Annotated in this window: 17 protein-coding genes; 10 read left to right on the top strand and 7 right to left on the bottom strand. The window is 60.7% G+C overall.

The features are described from left to right. From C3Y91_RS08110 to C3Y91_RS08080, 7 genes are all read left to right on the top strand, one after another. On the top strand, positions 1-459 hold a 459-nt coding region (locus tag C3Y91_RS08110), incomplete at its 5' end, for a carbohydrate ABC transporter permease (protein WP_164599538.1). Further along, entirely contained in the window at positions 456-1,403 is a 948-nt protein-coding gene (locus tag C3Y91_RS08105) for a carbohydrate ABC transporter permease (RefSeq protein WP_075226218.1), read from the top strand. The genes C3Y91_RS08110 and C3Y91_RS08105, both read left to right, overlap by 4 nt. Positions 1,404-1,406: 3 nt before the next feature. Further along, positions 1,407-2,522 carry an ABC transporter ATP-binding protein gene (locus C3Y91_RS08100; protein ID WP_168575226.1) on the top strand — a complete coding sequence of 372 codons (1,116 nt, stop codon included), beginning with the start codon at positions 1,407-1,409 and terminating at the stop codon, positions 2,520-2,522. A gap of 15 nt (positions 2,523-2,537) precedes the next feature. Then, complete coding sequence (locus tag C3Y91_RS08095) at positions 2,538-4,088, top strand: GMC oxidoreductase (protein WP_075223974.1); 1,551 nt, start codon at positions 2,538-2,540, stop codon at positions 4,086-4,088. A gap of 1 nt (position 4,089) precedes the next feature. Next, positions 4,090-5,745 carry a GMC family oxidoreductase gene (locus C3Y91_RS08090; RefSeq protein WP_075223973.1) on the top strand — a complete coding sequence of 552 codons (1,656 nt, stop codon included), beginning with the start codon at positions 4,090-4,092 and terminating at the stop codon, positions 5,743-5,745. Between the two features lie 24 nt (positions 5,746-5,769). After that, complete coding sequence (locus C3Y91_RS08085) at positions 5,770-6,939, top strand: Gfo/Idh/MocA family protein (RefSeq protein WP_075223972.1); 1,170 nt, start codon at positions 5,770-5,772, stop codon at positions 6,937-6,939. 6 nt (positions 6,940-6,945) lie between these two features. Further along, the gene (locus tag C3Y91_RS08080) at positions 6,946-9,030 is read left to right on the top strand and encodes an FAD-dependent oxidoreductase (RefSeq protein WP_075223971.1); all 2,085 of its coding nucleotides are present in this window, start codon (positions 6,946-6,948) and stop codon (positions 9,028-9,030) included. 48 nt (positions 9,031-9,078) lie between these two features. On the opposite strand, the gene C3Y91_RS08075 is transcribed toward C3Y91_RS08080, so the two are convergent. The 3 genes from C3Y91_RS08075 to C3Y91_RS08065 form a co-directional block, all read right to left on the bottom strand. Beyond that, the gene (locus tag C3Y91_RS08075; RefSeq protein WP_168575225.1) at positions 9,079-9,261 is read right to left on the bottom strand and encodes a hypothetical protein; all 183 of its coding nucleotides are present in this window, start codon (positions 9,259-9,261) and stop codon (positions 9,079-9,081) included. 107 nt (positions 9,262-9,368) lie between these two features. Next, positions 9,369-10,163, bottom strand: a complete 795-nt coding sequence (gene xth, locus C3Y91_RS08070; RefSeq protein WP_075223969.1) for an exodeoxyribonuclease III — start codon at positions 10,161-10,163, stop codon at positions 9,369-9,371. Positions 10,164-10,332: 169 nt separating this feature from the next. After that, a complete protein-coding gene (locus tag C3Y91_RS08065; protein WP_075223968.1) occupies positions 10,333-10,809 on the bottom strand; it encodes a hypothetical protein in 477 nt (158 codons plus the stop codon). Between the two features lie 284 nt (positions 10,810-11,093). Here C3Y91_RS08065 and C3Y91_RS08060 point away from each other — a divergent pair, with 284 nt between their 5' ends. After that, positions 11,094-11,615, top strand: coding sequence for a hypothetical protein (locus C3Y91_RS08060; protein WP_075223967.1), 522 nt, complete (start codon positions 11,094-11,096; stop codon positions 11,613-11,615). 27 nt (positions 11,616-11,642) lie between these two features. Here C3Y91_RS08060 and C3Y91_RS08055 read toward each other — a convergent pair whose 3' ends face one another. The 3 genes from C3Y91_RS08055 to C3Y91_RS08045 all read right to left on the bottom strand — a co-directional run bounded on the left by C3Y91_RS08055 (position 11,643) and on the right by C3Y91_RS08045 (position 13,897). Then, complete coding sequence (locus tag C3Y91_RS08055; RefSeq protein WP_075223966.1) at positions 11,643-12,266, bottom strand: response regulator; 624 nt, start codon at positions 12,264-12,266, stop codon at positions 11,643-11,645. 2 nt (positions 12,267-12,268) lie between these two features. Beyond that, complete coding sequence (locus C3Y91_RS08050; RefSeq protein ID WP_075223965.1) at positions 12,269-13,657, bottom strand: sensor histidine kinase; 1,389 nt, start codon at positions 13,655-13,657, stop codon at positions 12,269-12,271. A gap of 63 nt (positions 13,658-13,720) precedes the next feature. Beyond that, positions 13,721-13,897 carry a hypothetical protein gene (locus C3Y91_RS08045; RefSeq protein WP_165406127.1) on the bottom strand — a complete coding sequence of 59 codons (177 nt, stop codon included), beginning with the start codon at positions 13,895-13,897 and terminating at the stop codon, positions 13,721-13,723. Positions 13,898-14,072: 175 nt separating this feature from the next. On the opposite strand from C3Y91_RS08045, the gene C3Y91_RS08040 reads away from it, so the two are divergent. Beyond that, positions 14,073-14,909: a class I SAM-dependent methyltransferase gene (locus C3Y91_RS08040; protein WP_081377682.1), complete on the top strand. Its 837-nt coding sequence runs from the start codon at positions 14,073-14,075 to the stop codon at positions 14,907-14,909. 93 nt (positions 14,910-15,002) lie between these two features. Here C3Y91_RS08040 and C3Y91_RS08035 read toward each other — a convergent pair whose 3' ends face one another. Then, a complete protein-coding gene (locus C3Y91_RS08035) occupies positions 15,003-15,269 on the bottom strand; it encodes a hypothetical protein (RefSeq protein WP_026238835.1) in 267 nt (88 codons plus the stop codon). A gap of 300 nt (positions 15,270-15,569) precedes the next feature. On the opposite strand from C3Y91_RS08035, the gene C3Y91_RS08030 reads away from it, so the two are divergent. Continuing rightward, positions 15,570-15,968 (top strand): DUF1236 domain-containing protein, encoded by a 399-nt coding sequence (locus tag C3Y91_RS08030; protein ID WP_018496607.1) that lies wholly within the window; start codon positions 15,570-15,572, stop codon positions 15,966-15,968. Positions 15,969-16,043: the final 75 nt, after the last annotated feature.

Below are 16,043 nucleotides of genomic sequence, written 5' to 3'. Positions count from 1 at the left end.
GGCTGGACGAGCTTCCACTTCGACTGGATCAAGAACAAGGACTTCGTCATCTACACCGTCGTCATCGCCGGTGTTTGGCAGGCGTCGGGCTTCGTCATGGCAATGTTCCTGGCGGGACTGCGCGGCATCGACGGCGAGATCATGAAGGCCGCCCAGATTGACGGCGCCTCGCCATTCCAGCTCTATCGGCGCATCGTCATTCCGCTGCTGCGGCCGATCTTCCTGTCCGCCTTCATCGTGCTCGCCCATATGGCGATCAAGTCCTACGATCTCGTGGTGGCGCTGACCTCCGGCGGCCCCGGCGGCTCGGCCTGGCTGCCGTCCAACTTCATGTATGAATACACCTTCAAGCGCAACGAAATGGCCGTCGGCTCGGCCAGCGCCATCATCATGCTGATGACGATCTCGGCAATCATCGTTCCCTATCTCTATTCCGAACTGAAGGAGAAGGCGCGATGAGCACGATCATCTCACCGACAGCCGGCAGGGCGCAGAACAGCACCAACACCCGCTGGATCGGCCGTGTCATCATCTACGGCCTGCTGCTGATCTTTGCCGTCCTCTATCTGATGCCGCTCTTCGTCATGCTCACGACCTCGTTCAAGACGATGGACGAGATCCAGAACGGCAACATGCTGGCGCTGCCGCAAGCGCCGACCTTCGATCCCTGGATCAAGGCCTGGGGCGAGACCTGCGTCGGGCTGACCTGCGCCGGCATCAAGGGTTACTTCTGGAACTCGATCAAGATGGTCGTGCCGGCTGTGGCGATCTCCACCATCATGGGGGCGCTGAATGGCTATGTGCTGACCAAATGGCGCTTTCCCGGCCACACGCTGGTGTTCGGGCTGATGCTGTTTGCCTGCTTCATCCCGTTCCAGTCGGTGCTGTTGCCGATGGCAACGATCCTCGGCTCGCTCGGCCGCTTCGGCATGACGCTGCAGAACGCCACGGGCCTGAGCTTCGGCTTCGGCAATCCGACGGTCAATCTGGTCTTCGTGCATGTCGTCTATGGCTTGGGCTTCACGACACTGTTCTTCCGCAATTTCTACGAGGCCTTTCCGACCGAACTGGTCCGCGCCGCCCAGGTCGATGGCGCCAGCTTCTTCCAGATCTTTCGCCGCATCATGCTGCCGAACTCGCTGCCGATCATCGTCGTCACCGTCATCTACCAGTTCACCAATATCTGGAACGACTTCCTGTTTGCCTCGGCTTATGCCGGCACCGGTGAATCCATGCCGATGACGGTGGCGCTGAACAATGTCGTCAACACCTCGACGGGCGTCGTCGAATACAATGTCAACATGGCGGCTGCGATGATCGCCGCCGTGCCGACGCTCATCGTCTATATCCTCGCCGGCCGCTACTTCGTGCGCGGTCTGATGGCGGGCGCTGTCAAAGGGTAATCCATGGCCTTCCTCGAAATCTCCGGTCTCAAAAAGCGCTTCGGCGCCGTCGACATTCTCAAGGGGATCGACCTCGAACTCGAAAAGGGCGGCTTTCTCGTGCTGGTCGGCCCGTCCGGCTGCGGCAAGTCCACCCTGCTCAACACCATTGCCGGGCTGGAGACGATCACCTCTGGCGATATCAAGATCGACGGGCGCGACATCAGCGGCCTGCATCCCTCCAAGCGCGACATCGCCATGGTGTTCCAGTCCTATGCGCTCTATCCGAACATGACGGTGGCGGGCAACATCGCCTTCGGCATGGAGATCCGCGGCGTGCCGAAGGAGGAGCGCGCCAGGGCGATCGCCCAAGTCTCCGACATGCTGCAGATCGGCCATCTGCTCGACCGCAAGCCGAGCCAGCTCTCCGGCGGCCAGCGCCAGCGTGTCGCCATGGGAAGGGCGCTGGTGCGCAATCCGCAGGTCTTCCTGTTCGACGAGCCACTCTCCAATCTCGATGCCAAGCTGCGGGTCGACATGCGCACCGAGATCAAGCGGCTGCATCAGCGCATGGGCACCACCTTCGTCTATGTCACCCATGACCAGATCGAGGCGATGACGCTGGCCACCAAGATCGCCGTGCTGAAGGACGGCGTGCTGCAGCAGTTCGGCACGCCGGCCGAGATCTATAACAGCCCCTCCAACATCTTCGTCGCCGACTTCATGGGATCGCCGGCGATGAACCTGCTCAACGCCACCGTCGAAAACGGCGCTGGCGGCCTCGAAGTCTCGCTGGAGCGGCCGAATGCCGCCCCGCTGAAGCTCCCCGTCATCTCAGGCAATGACGGCCTGACCGCCTATACCGGCAGACAGGTGATCTTCGGCATCCGCCCGGAGGCGCTGACCGATCCCGATGGCGCCGACCGCAAGGCACGCTCGCTGACCGAGGGCGACTGCCTGATCGAGGTGGTGGAACCGGCCGGCTCCGACACCTTCGCCGTCACCAAGCTCGGCGGCAAATCCGTCGTCGCCCGCCTGCGCGCCGATACCGGCATCGCTCCAGGACAAAACACCCGCCTGGCATTCAATCTCGACAAGGCCGTGTTCTTCGATCCGGAGAGCCAGGCGCGGATCGTGTGATGGCCAGGTGCTAACATGAGCAGTTCACCTGACATCGTCATCATCGGTTCAGGCGTCGGCGGCGCCACGGTTGCGGCCGGCCTGGCCATGACCGGCGCGCAGATATTGATCCTCGAAGCCGGCGACCATATCGCCGACCTTCCGGTCAACCGCGACCAACGCGCGATCTTCCAGCGGGGACATTTTCGACCGAAGGAAACCTGGTACGAGGCGAACGGCAAGGGGTTCAATCCCGGCAATTACTACAATGTCGGCGGGAATTCGAAGTTCTATGGCGCAGTATTGTCTCGCTATCGCAGCCAAGATTTCGCAGTCATCGAACACCGCGAGGGTGTTTCGCCGGCCTGGCCGTTTCCGTATGAGGTGCTGGAGCCGTGGTATTGCCAGGCCGAACGCATGTACCAGGTTCGCGGCAGTCTCGGCGAAGATCCCACCGAACCGCACCACTCGGCGGCCTACGAGTACCCGCCCGTCCCGGACGAGGCGCCGATTGCCGATATCAGGGCGCGCCTCAAGCAGAAAGGCCTGCATCCGTTTTCCCTGCCGCTCGGCCTGGATCTTGACGCCTGGCTCTCCAAAGCACCCACGCCATGGGATGCGCATCCAAACGCACGCGACGGCAAGATGGATGCCGAGACCGCAGCCCTCGCAGTAGCGCTCAGACACGAGAACGTGCGGCTCGAAACCAATGCGCGTGTGACGAGGCTCGACACGGGAGCGGGGAGCCGGATCGACCGGGTGACCTACATCAAGAACGGGCAGACGGTGACTGTTTCGCCTGAGATCGTGATCCTCTCCGCCGGGGCGGTCCAATCATCCGTGCTTTTGCTGCGTTCGAAAAACGACCGCTTCCCAAAGGGTCTGGCGAACTCTTCCGACCAGGTGGGCCGCAACTTCATGAATCACAATGCGTCCGCCGTCATCGGGGTCTCGCCGCGGTTCAGGAACACCTCCATCTACCAGAAGACGTTTGCCTTCAACGACTTCTATCTCTCCGACGGGGAGGGTGGACCGCCCCTCGGCAACGTGCAGCTCCTGGGCCGCATCTCTGAAAAGGTTCTCAAGGGTTCTCTGCCGCAGGCTCCGGAGTGGCTTCTGCGCTTCATCACCGGCCATGCCATCGACTTCTATGCGATGAGCGAGGACGTTCCCAATCCCGAAAGCCGCGTCATGGTGGATGGAGATCGGATTGTTCTCCAATGGCAACGAACCAACTGGGACGCCCATCTTGCCCTTGTCGCTAAGCTGAAGGCGATCCTGAAATCGATCGGATTTCCGATCGTGCTGGCGAGACCCTTCGATAAGCGCACGCCCTCCCATCAATGCGGAACGATCCGAATCGGAAACGATCCCGCGACTGCGCCGCTCGACGCGTACTGCCGGTCTTATGATCACGAAAATCTCTTCGTCGTCGACGCCAGTTTCCTCCCCACCTCGGCCGCGGTGAATCCTGCGCTCACCATCGCCGCCCAAGCGCTGAGAGTGGCAGATCACATCGCGTCGAAGGACTTTGCAGGCATGACACAGGCACTGGCGGTCGCCAGGCCGGATGCAACAGGACAGTAAAATGGGATTCGATTACATCATCACTGGCGCCGGTCCGGCAGGATGCGTTCTTGCGAGCCGGCTGAGCGAAGATCCCGATGTCAGCGTCCTCCTGCTCGAAGCGGGCGGAGGCGACTGGAATCCTCTTTTTCATATGCCTGCCGGCTTCGCCAAGATGACCAAAGGCGTCGCCAGCTGGGGATGGGAAACCGTTCCCCAGAAGCACATGAATGGCCGCGTGCTTCGTTATACGCAAGCGAAAGTCATTGGTGGCGGCTCGTCCATCAACGCACAGCTCTACACGCGCGGAAACGCGGTGGATTATGACCTTTGGGCTCGTGAAGACGGTTGCGCGGGCTGGGACTACCGCTCGATCCTTCCCTATTTCAAACGCGCGGAAGATAATCAGCGCTTCGCCGACGACTATCACTCCTATGGCGGTCCGCTCGGCGTCTCGATGCCCGCAGCGCCGCTACCGATCTGCGACGCCTATATCCGTGCAGGGCAGGAGCTCGGCATTCCCTACAATCACGACTTCAACGGGCGCCAGCAGGCGGGAGTGGGATTTTATCAGCTCACGCAGCGCAACCGCCGCCGGTCGTCGGCTTCGCTGGCCTATCTCTCGCCGATCAAGGACCGGAAGAACCTGACGGTGCGGACGGGCGCGCACGTCGCGCGTATTATCGTGGAGGGAGCCCGTGCGACAGGCGTCGAGATCGTGACCTCGCGCGGCTTGGAGATCGTGCGCGCCGAACGCGAAGTATTGATCTCCTCCGGCGCAATCGGATCGCCGAAGCTGCTTTTGCAGTCCGGCATAGGACCGGCCGACCATCTGCGGTCGGTGGGCGTCAAGGTGCTTCACGATCTGCCGGGTGTCGGTGGAAACCTTCAGGATCACCTGGATCTTTTCGTCATCGCTGAATGCACGGGCGATCACACTTATGACGGTGTTGCAAAACTCCACCGGACACTTTGGGCCGGGATTCAATATGTCCTGTTCCGGACCGGTCCTGTCGCCTCGTCGCTCTTCGAGACCGGCGGCTTCTGGTATGCCGATCCCGAGGCCCGTTCGCCTGATATCCAGTTCCACCTCGGCCTCGGATCGGGCATCGAAGCAGGCGTCGAGCGGCTCAAGAATGCCGGCGTGACCCTTAACTCCGCCTATCTGCATCCGCGCTCGCGAGGGACGGTGCGTCTATCATCCTCCGACCCGGCCGCCTCTCCATTGATCGACCCTAACTACTGGTCCGATCCCCACGACAGGACGATGTCCCTGGAAGGGCTGAAGATCGCGCGCGAGATCATGCAGCAGGCGGCGTTGAAGCCCTATGTCATGGCCGAAAGGCTTCCCGGACCGAAGGTGATGACCGACGAACAGCTTTTCGACTACGGCTGCGCCAACGCAAAGACCGACCATCATCCGGTGGGCACCTGCAAGATGGGGACAGGGCCTGACGCGGTTGTCGGGCTTGATCTCAAGGTCCATGGCCTGGAAGGCCTCAGGGTCTGTGATTCATCCGTCATGCCGCGCGTGCCGTCATGCAATACCAACGCGCCGACGATCATGGTCGGCGAAAAGGGATCGGACCTCATCCGGGGCTTGCCTGCACTTTCCCCCACCATCTTCGCCTACGAACGCAACGATGCGAGGCCTCAGGCCCGCGCCGAAATCCGGTAAGCCATCTCGAGAGGAGAGACGACAATGTCTGAAGTCAGAGTTGCAGTGCTTGGCGCCTCGGGCTGGATGGGAAAGGTCCACACGATGGCCTATCAGACCTTTCCGCATTTCTTCGGAGTGTCGGACGGAACGGCTCGGATCGTCGCTCTCGTCGAAGGTCCCTCGAAAACAGCCGGGGATCTTTCCCACAGGGCGCCAGGTGCAAGAATTCTTCAGGATTGGAATCTGGCGGTCGCTGATCCTGATGTCGATCTGATCGATATCTGCCTGCCCGACCATCTCCACTATGAGGTGGCCAAGGCGGCTTTGCTGGCAGGCAAACATGTCTATTGCGAGAAGCCATTGGCAAACACCGCCGCCGAAGCGCGGGAACTGGCCGACATCGCCCGGGCGAAGGGTGTCATTACGCGCGTCGGACACGCCTTTCCTCGGAATCCCGTCCATGATCTGGCGAAAGATATCATTCAATCCGGCGAAATCGGCGAGATCAAGCTGTTCCGCGGCTGCCAGCACGTCGACATCTATGGCGATCCGAACGCGCCCTTCATGTGGCGCGCCGACGGAAAGCTCGCGCCGACCGGGATCGTCGGTGATACCGGTTCGCACATCTTCAGCTTCATGGATTTCCTGGTCGGCCGCGTCAGTTCCCTGATCGCCGACAATCTCATCGTGACGCCGCGTCGGCCTGCCGTCGAGGGCCTTGCCTATGGCGAGCAGGTGAAACTGTCAGGCAACGAGTCCTGGGCTGATATCACCAATCCCGATGCAACCAATCTGCTGTGCCGGTTCGAGAACGGTGCCGGCGGGATCGTCGATTTCAGCCGTGTCGCGACCGGCCGCAAGTTCATGCAGACCTACGAAATCTATGGAACGAAAGGCAGCATCGCCTATACCTATGACGAGATAAACCGGCTGCGCTTCTATTCCAACGACGACCGGACGGGGCGGCGCGGCTTCCGGGAGATCGACGTGGGTCCTGAGAACCCTACCTTCAGGGCTTTCCTTCCTCTGCCGAATTTCGGTCTGGGCTACAATGAAAGCAAGATCATCGAGGTGGCCGAGGTGATCCGCTCGATCGTTGCAAACAGGCCGATGTGGCCGACATTCGATACGGGCCACCACATCTGCCAGATCGTCGACGCATGCATGGAGTCCTCCCGGCAAAAACGCTGGGTCGACATCCCGCTGGGTTGAACGCCGATGACCATAGACGTTCCGCAGGAAATTCTTGACGCACTGACCGATGTCGACATGCCACGGCTCCCAGCCGAACCCGCCCCTTCGGACGTGGTTCGGCTCGCCGGCATCGAGGCGCCGATCTATCGAGCCGGTTGCGTCGTCGTCGGATCCGGCGCGGCAGGTCTGCGAGCCGCAGTGGAAATGAAGCGGCGTGGCGATGACGTCGTTATTGTCAGCCAAAGCGCCTGGGGTGGGACCTCGGCCTGTTCGGGATCCGACAAGCAGACCCTTCACACTGCAAATACGGCGGATCAGGGCGACAATTACAAGGCAATGGCCCGAGCCATCCGCAGCGGCGGTGCAATGGACGAGGACACGGCCTATGTCGAGGCTGTGGGCTCGTCCCGGATGATGGCATCGCTTCAGTTCCTAGGGCTGCCGCTGCCGCAGGATCCGCTTGGCGGGACGCTCAGATATCAGACCGACCATGACGAGGTCGGCCGCGCCACCAGTTGCGGCCCGCGCACCTCGCGCCTGATGGTCAAGGTGCTGGCCGAGGAGGCGATCCGGCTCGGAGTGCCGTTTTACAACCAGACCACGGCGGTAAAGATCCTCACCAAGGGCGATGGCGCTGATCGCCACGTGGTCGGGATGGTCGCCATGCGGGCCAGTGACCGTACGGAGGAGAACCCGCTGGGTATCGCGCTGTTCGTCAGTGGGGTGATCGTGCTCGCCGCCGGCGGGCCGGGCGAGCTCTATCGCGACAGCGTTTATCCCAACGGCTGCTTCGGCTCTCTCGGATTGGCGCTCGAGGCAGGCGTCGAGCTCGTCAACCTGACCGAAAGCCAGTTTGGTATCGGAACACGCAGGGAAGGGTTCCCATGGAATCTGTCGGGCACATACGTCCAGGCGATCCCGCATATCTACTCGCTCGATACCGAGGGCGCCGAGCACCATTTCCTGGCAGAATACTACCGCAGCACGCAGGAGCTGGCTTCGAACGTCTTTCGCAAGGGCTATCAATGGCCATTTCACGCGACGCGCATGCTCGATTTCGGCTCAAGCCTGGTAGACCTTGCCATCTCCAGCGAAACCGCCGCAGGGCGGCGCGTCTTTATGGACTTCAATCGCAATCCCCTATCCGTGCCGGGCGACCTGCCATTCAGTCTGGAGAGACTTGACGAAGACGTCCGCAACTATCTCGGCAAGGCCGGCGCCGACCAGGACATGCCGATCGATCGATTGAAGCATATGAACCCGCTCGCGATCGAGCTCTACCGCCGCTACAAGATCGATATCGCCGAGGAGCCGCTGGAATTTGCCGTCAACAACCAGCACATGAACGGCGGCATCATGGTCGATACCTGGGGCCGCAGCAGTCTCGGCGGCTGTTACTCGGTCGGAGAGGCAGCGGGCACACACGGCGTGACGAGGCCGGGTGGAGCGGCGCTCAATGCCGGGCAAGTCTTCGGTACGCGCGCGGCAGAGCACATCAGCGCGAGCGGTCGGGCAAAGCGGTCGGCAGCAGAGGGCATAGCTGATATCGCAGAGGCGGGCATCGTCGATCTCCTTACCGTCCTTCGGACCGAGAGCCCGCTCACCGTCAAATCGATCCGTTCGCAAGTGCAGGCGCGAATGAGCGAGAAGGCTGGCATCATCTGCAATCAAGAAGGCGTAGGCCGAGCCTTGATCGAAGCGCGCGAACTGAACGCTGAAATCCATGCGAACGGCATTGCCTATGGTCGTGCAGCGGAGGCGGTTCGAGGCGTGCAATGGCGACATATGGCGCTCGCCTCGGAAGCCGTACTCGGCGCGCTCGATTTCTTCATTCGCAATGGGGGCGGCAGCCGCGGGGCGCGCGCAATATGCGATGTGGAGGGCGAATCTCTCCCGCTTGCGAGCTCTGGCCCGTTGCAGGATTATCGTTTCCGGAAAGAACGCGAAGCGCATCGCGAGGAGCAGATCGTCGTTCGGATTGATGGCGATGAGATCAGGCTTTCAACCCGCCCGAACCGCGCGCTGGATGAAAGCGCCAAGTCCTTCTTCGAGCGAGACTGGCCAGCCTGGTTGACAGGCCGCATCTACGATCTTGGCGCCGACAAATGAGGTGATGCCGGTAATCGGAGCCACTTCGAGACGGAGCCATGCGGCTGATCAATCGGGATTCGGAACTGGGCGCGGAACCCGGACGCGCTCGGTCTCGTCAGAGCCTTCGGCGATAGCTTCCTCGCTTCTGCGCACCCGCCTTGGCGGATCCTTGCCTTCGACCGGCTTCGGCGACAACTGGTCGTCGGCCTGAATTTCGTCGGTGTTCAAGTAGTTCTTGGCTTCGTCCACAGCGGTCACATCAGGTTGGAAAATTGCGGGGCAGGAATGCCGTCCCGCGCTTTTGGACTAACTCTCGGCGACGTGACTGGTTCCCTCGCTCGCAAGCGGCCTGCGGCTCATAGGTCTGCTCCAGCTTTGGAAACGTCGAGCTCGATCATGACGGGCGCGTGGTCGCTCGTATGCTCCCAGCCGCGCGGTTTTTTCCGGACGGTTGCCGATCGAAGCCATGGGGCGACTGCCGGACTGAGCAGGAAGTGGTCGATCCGAAGCCCCGCGTCACGTTCGAAGCTGTTCCGCCAGTATTTCCAGAAGGTGTAGACGCGCTCTTCTGGATGCAGATGTCTGACGGCATCGGTCCAACCCTGGGCAACGAGATCAGCATAGGCCTTGCGCACTTCCGGCCTGAAGAGGGCGTCGTCCAGCCAGCGTTCCGGCTTGTAGACGTCGATCTCCGTCGGCATGACGTTGAAGTCGCCGGCCAGGATCGAAGGCACATCGAGCTCGAGGAGTTCGGCGGCGTACGCCTGCAGACGGAGAAACCAGCGCAGCTTGTAATCGAATTTTACTCCTGGAAACGGATTGCCGTTGGGAAGATACAGGCATCCGATCAGGATGCCGTCGACGGCAGCTTCGATATACCGGCTGTGAGTATCGTCAGGATCACCGGGAAGACCACGCCGCGTCAGGATCGGTATCTTGCCTTTTGCCAGGATCGCAACCCCGTTCCAGGATCTCTGTCCGTGCCAGATGGCGCCGTAGCCGGCCCGCTCGATTTCCTTTCGCGGAAACCTGGCATCGTCTGCCTTCAGTTCCTGGAGGCAGACCACATCAGGGGCGTCCTCCTTGAGCCAGCGCAGCAGAATGTCTAGCCGCCCATTGATCCCGTTGACATTGTAGGTTGCGATTTTCACGATGCCCTCGGAAGTCGAAGCACAGACGGGCTCTAGAAGCGCTCCTGAGTTTCGTCCTCAGGAAATCCCCGCCCGCAATCGTGCTAATGGAGGCGGCTCTCCATATCGTAATGGTCCGCCGGTCGAATCCCCGCGGGGTGATCGAGCGAGTCGACTGTCACTTGGCTCCTCAACGCGTCGCGCCGAAGACGAAGGCGATGCCGGCGACGATCGCTGCGGCTGTCAGCGGCTGCCGGCGTATGCGATCCTCGAGGTCATGGACGAATGTGCGTGCTTCCGCCTTTGCCAGGCGAGCTGTTCCAGAAGCCAGCCCCGAAGCGGATTCAGCCATGCGACCGGCTTCCTTCTGAAGCGCGCGCATTTCTTCGGAGGAGCGGGCGGTTTCACCGCTTGGGCGCAGGGCTTGATCCACGAGCGGAAACTCCTCGTCGAGCTTGGTCGGATCTGGCTCGCGCTTCACACGCTCAGCCGCCTCGACGTCGCTGCGGCCGGCAGGAATGGAGGTGTGGGTGGCTGACACCGGGTCGGACGCCGGAAAGGTATCCTCGATTGCTTTGTCGAGTTCGCCTTTTGGGGGCCGCTTTCGTTGCTCTGCCTGCTCTTTTCGCATGGACTGGACTGCCGGGGATTCGTTCGGGTTTGCCATCGGGGTTTCCTCTGTTGCACTTCGACAAACAAAGCGACGACGAGGAGAGAAGTTCCATAGAAATGCTTCCGCCTCACACGGCAGCTGGAATGAGGAGAAGCGAGTAACGTAGCGCTTGCGATTGCCCGGACTTTTCTCGATGACGAGTACGGCAATCAAATAAGCCGGACCAAAGTCTTGCCGGCGCCTACTACCTAGGTCGGTTGCATTCTGTCTTGGGAACAGCGAGAAATCTTATACGTCATATATGCATGGGACGGCGAACGGACGAACGAGGCCATGGCATGAGTATCCGGAGACGCGATTTTCTGAGACTGGGCGGCAGCGCGGCCGTCGCCCTCGTCGCTGCCGCATCACCCGCCAGATTGAATCTCGACGGTTTCCTTCCTGTTCTGGCGGCGGAGTGCGCGCAGGCAAAAGACGGTAACAACGGGAATGGCAACGGTGGTGGTAACGGCAACGGGAATAGTGGAGGGAATGGCAATAGCGGCGGTAGCGGCAACGGGGGAGGGAGTGGCAACGGCAATAGTGGTGGCAACAGCAGCAGCAATGGCTCAGGAAATGGCAATGGTGGGAGCTCCACCAGCAGCGCGGGATCCTCTTCCTCTTCTGCAAGGTCGTCAGAAGGATTGGGAACGACAGCGACCGAAGCTTCCGATGGTTCGATCGACGTCCGTCATGCGAATGGTATCACCGAGACCCTGCAGCGCGGCCGCTACATTATGAAGGACTCGAAAGGCCGCACGATCATAAGCCGTCAGGCGACGGCCAACGATGCCCGCCGGCTGAGCCGCTTCCTTCGCTAGAGCGTGATAGTCGGACGATACCCTGTTTTAGCGCCGTTCGCGCCATTGTAGAGCCGCTTCAGTCCTGTTCGAGGCACCGAGCTTGCTCAGAATCTGGGTCATATGGTGCTTCACGGTCTTTTCCTGCAGGCCGAGACGCAAGCCGATATGTTTGTTTGACAAGCCTTGAGCGACAAGATCCATCACCTCGCGTTCCCGTGGTGTCAGACTGTTTTTGTCTGAGGTTCCGCCATGCAGTGAATTCTCCATGACCTTTGCCGACATCGTCGGCGAGATATATCGCGTTCCACTCAGGACCGTTTGGATGGCTTCGGCGAGGCCACGGGAACCGACACCCTTCAGAACATAGCCCATCGCGCCCCGTTGCAGAGCGTCAAGCAACGTGTCCACATCCTCGGATACCGTCAACATGAGCACTTTCGTTGTCGGGCTCCGCGCCAGCACGTCGCTGATCGCAGACAGCCCGCCGCCGGGCATCGAGATATCGAGGAGCATGATGTCGGGGCAGTTGTCCGAGGCGATCATGGCCGCGTCATCGCTGCTGGCGCCTTCGCCAATGACGTTAAAGCCGCTCATCTCCGACAGGCTGCGCGTTACACCCTCGCGAAAAAGCGGGTGGTCGTCCACGACGCCGATGGTGATGGATGTCATCTCTAGTCTCCCACTTCCATAGGCTCGAAGATCATGGTCACGGTCGTCCCTCCTTCGCCTGTCTTGACCTCGAACGATCCTCCCAGGCTGTCGATGCGTTCCCGAAGTCCGACAAGGCCGAGGCTCGTCGGCCTCACCTCGGTCGGATCGAAGCCATCGCCGCGATCGCTCACCTCGACACGGACATGACCGTTGTGCGAGACGGCCTTAACAGCCTGCAGAATGCCGCCACCGTGGCGATAGGCGTTGTTCAAGGCTTCCTGAGCGAAGCGATAGATACAGATCTTCACCGCAGGAGGAAGTTCAGGTCCATCCTCGTCGATAACAGTTTCGACATGGGTTTCGGTCTTGTGCTGATGCGCTTCGACGACCCGCATGACGATCTCGGTGATCGAGGACTTCTCGATCTGCGGGAGCACCAGCCCACTGCAGATATTGCGGATTTCCGTCATCGCCTCGGCAAGGCTCGAGCGTATCCAGGCAAGCTCCTTTTCACGCGCTTCGGGCTGTGTGGACGCGTTGATCAACACGTCGCTGTCCAGCCGCAATGAGGCATAGGCGATGTGCTGGGCCGGACCGTCGTGCAAATCGGCACCGATACTGCGCAAATATGTTTCATTCAGCGCCGCCGACCGCTGGGAGGCGCGCTGCAGCCGCCGCTGAAGTCCGCGGTTTTCCGCCAGCAACGCGGACAGTTCATTGACCCGTTCCCTGAGATCCTTGCGTTGCGCCTCTATCGTGCGGCTCCCCCGAAACACCAGAGCCGAGAGAACAAGGAAAAAGATTGCTGTGAGAGCAGCGACAGCGCCCCAGCTCCGGAGCCTGGCATGCGCCAGACTGTCGCTTAATCCTTCTGCCGTCTCGTAGAACTCAAGTACGGCGACCGCCCGTCCGGACCATGGCTGGAGCACAGGGTTGTAGATCTCCATGAGCGGCTTGCCAAGCGCGCGCTCCTTGTCGCTTTCCGGATCGCTGGCGATTTCGTAGCGCGCGACGAGAGACCCTGCGAATGCCCTCTGGAGCTTGTCGCTGACCGTAAACTTCCTGCCCACCAGCTCCTTCTCATTCGAATAAAGGATGGTGCCGTCGCTTCGCCACAGCTTGAACGAAACGAGACGCCTGCCGAGCGCGCCCTGACCAAGCGTCTCATCGAGAGCCTGAGCACTGGCTTCGTCCAGCAACGATTCCTTTTGCATGTCGGGAAGCAGCGGCGCGACCACGCTGTCCACATATAGCGCCGTCGCAGCACCAGAATTGTGGATGACGGCCTCCTCTATGAGGTGGGTGACGAGAATGCCCACCAGGAACATGACGGCCATCGATATGAGCCCACCCGCGATGAAGAACTGGGAGGCGAGTGAGCGGGCATTCCAGCGGCGAAGCCAATTCATGTTGATTCCGGCAAGAGACTTGTCGATTAACCTACCGCGTCTTCAGAGTTTTTCCAAACAGCGTCAGGGTAGATTCCTGGTATCGAAGACCTCGGCGCCTCTTATGCTCTGGGTAAGCCCGAGGCTATCGCCTGATATGGCTACGCCGAAGACGTAGAGAAGGGCGGCCAGAACGATAACAAGGGCGAAGACGGACGCGTTGCAAGCGTCATTCACTCGGGATCTATGACTCTGGTGCATGTTCGGATCTCCTTCAACATCCCTCGAAACGGCGCGAGTCCGACGCGCGTTCCACCTCAGGGACTTCGGTCGGAGAAGGTTGGGACCAAGGTCTGACGCCTGTAGACATCAGCAGATTCAAGCATATTTCCTGGCCGACGAACCCGGGTTTGGAGGCTTGTGAGTGACGATTTCCATGGATATCGAAGGCGGCGCCCGCGCCGCATCGGCCTCTTCTCTCGCGCCCTTCGAGGAAGGCGTCGCCGAATTTTACGACAGCCTTCTCGTGCCGATTCTCTTCGAGCCCTATGCCTCGGAGATGGCGATCGTCGCCGAGCGATTGAAGCCGGGCAGCATTCTCGAGGTCGCTGCGGGGACAGGCGCCTTGACACGTGCTCTGCGGGTGACGCTTGATCCGGCCACGGAGATCGTTGCCACCGATCTCAGCCAGGCGATGATTGACGTTGGCGCACCGTCGCTGACGATGTCGCGGACCCACTGGATGCACGCCGATGCGCAAAATCTGCCGTTCGCGTCTTCGATGTTCGATCTCGTCGTCTGCCAGTTCGGCGTGATGTTCTTTCCGGATAAGTTGAAGGCCTATGACGAGGCCAAAAGAGTGTTGCGGAGCGGCGGTCGTTTCCTGTTCACGACGTGGGATTCACTCCCGGCCAACGACTTCGCAAGATGCGTGGATGAATGTCTGGCAAGCCTCTTTCCGTCCAATCCACCGGACTTTCTAAGAAACTTGTCATATTCCTACTTCGATATAGCGTCGATAAAGGCGCAAATGTCGTCGGCGGGATTTGACGCAATTTCCTGCGATCGGATCGAGTTGACCTCCGTTGCCGCCGCCCATGACATCGCAGCGGCCTTCTGCCAAGGCACTCCGCTCAGGGAAGAGATCGAAAGTCGGGCGCCGGCGCGCATCTCAGAGATAGTCGATGAGGTGGCCGAGCAAATGGAATCACGCCACGGGGTTCGTCCGTGCGGCGGCATGAGCGCCTTCGTCGTCGTCGGTCGCGCTTCGTAACGCCGCTTGGTGCAGGCCAGCGGATCAATCGCGCGATTCTCCAAATGAAATGTGCAAAAGTTCTGTCCGCCGAGTATGACGGCTCACCGGACTTCAGCTCGTGCGCTGCGCGTAGGAAGGTTCTTGCATCGCGCGGATGACGTGCCGCTCGATCTCGAAGCAGGTCTCGTCGTATTCCCGCACCAGGTTCGCATTGAACTGCCGTCCTCGAAGAGCGTCGCGCGCTTCGACTGCCATCTGGTAGGCCTCGAAGAGCTCGAGCTGCAATGGGTCGCACGCTGCCATGATCAGCGTCCGCATGTGCGGCAAACGCATCGCCAGGCGCCGGCGTCCCGCTTCCCGGCGGTTGGATCGCGCCATCTCCTTCAGTCTCCCTGCCTCCTGCATAATTCCTCAAATCGGCATCGATTTAAGGATAAATTATGCAGCAATTCAAAGTGTTACAGCGTCCTTTACGCGCCTGGAAAGACGCGTGGCGCTGTAAGCCCGTGTATGGGGTCTTTCGATCCTTAAGTAGCGCCGGCGACGTGCATTGACATGGGTTGGGGACCAAAGGCCGGGGTCTATCAGACTGAGGTCCGGGGCGTGGAACGACCATGCCTCCAGCTAGTTGGTTTCGCAGCGGTCACGAAGGCCGCCTCGAAACAGAAGGAGGAGAAAATGATCTCCAAGCTTATCGTCGCTGCGGCAACTGCCGCGACCCTCATGTCGGGCGTCGCATTCGCCCAGTCCTCGACCGTTAACGGTGCCGCCGGTGGCGCGGTCACCGGGGCGATCGTCGGCGGCCCCGTTGGCGCTGCTGTCGGCGGCGTTGCCGGCGCAGTCGTTGGTACGGCGATCGATCCGCCGCCGCAAAAGGTCGTCACCTATGTCCGCGAGGCTCCGGCACCATCGGCGCGCGTGGTCGTGAAGGAGAAGGTTATTGTCGGCCAGCCTCTGCCGGAGACTGTTGTCGTGACGCCTATTCCGGATGACCCGACCTATGCTTACGCGGTGGTCAATGATGAACGCGTCATCGTTGAACCGTCGTCCCGCAAGGTGATCCAGGTTATCAAGTGACCTGATCCCACGCGGTCTCTGCCGCGTCTTGCCCCTCAATATCATCGTTAGAACCTGAGAACCGCCGCACGACGG

Source organism: Rhizobium ruizarguesonis, assembly GCF_012349115.1.
In the GTDB taxonomy this organism is placed as follows: Bacteria; Pseudomonadota; Alphaproteobacteria; order Rhizobiales; family Rhizobiaceae; genus Rhizobium; species Rhizobium ruizarguesonis.
Note: the sequence above shows the minus strand (reverse complement) of the source record. Positions and strands in the feature narration are given on the sequence as shown.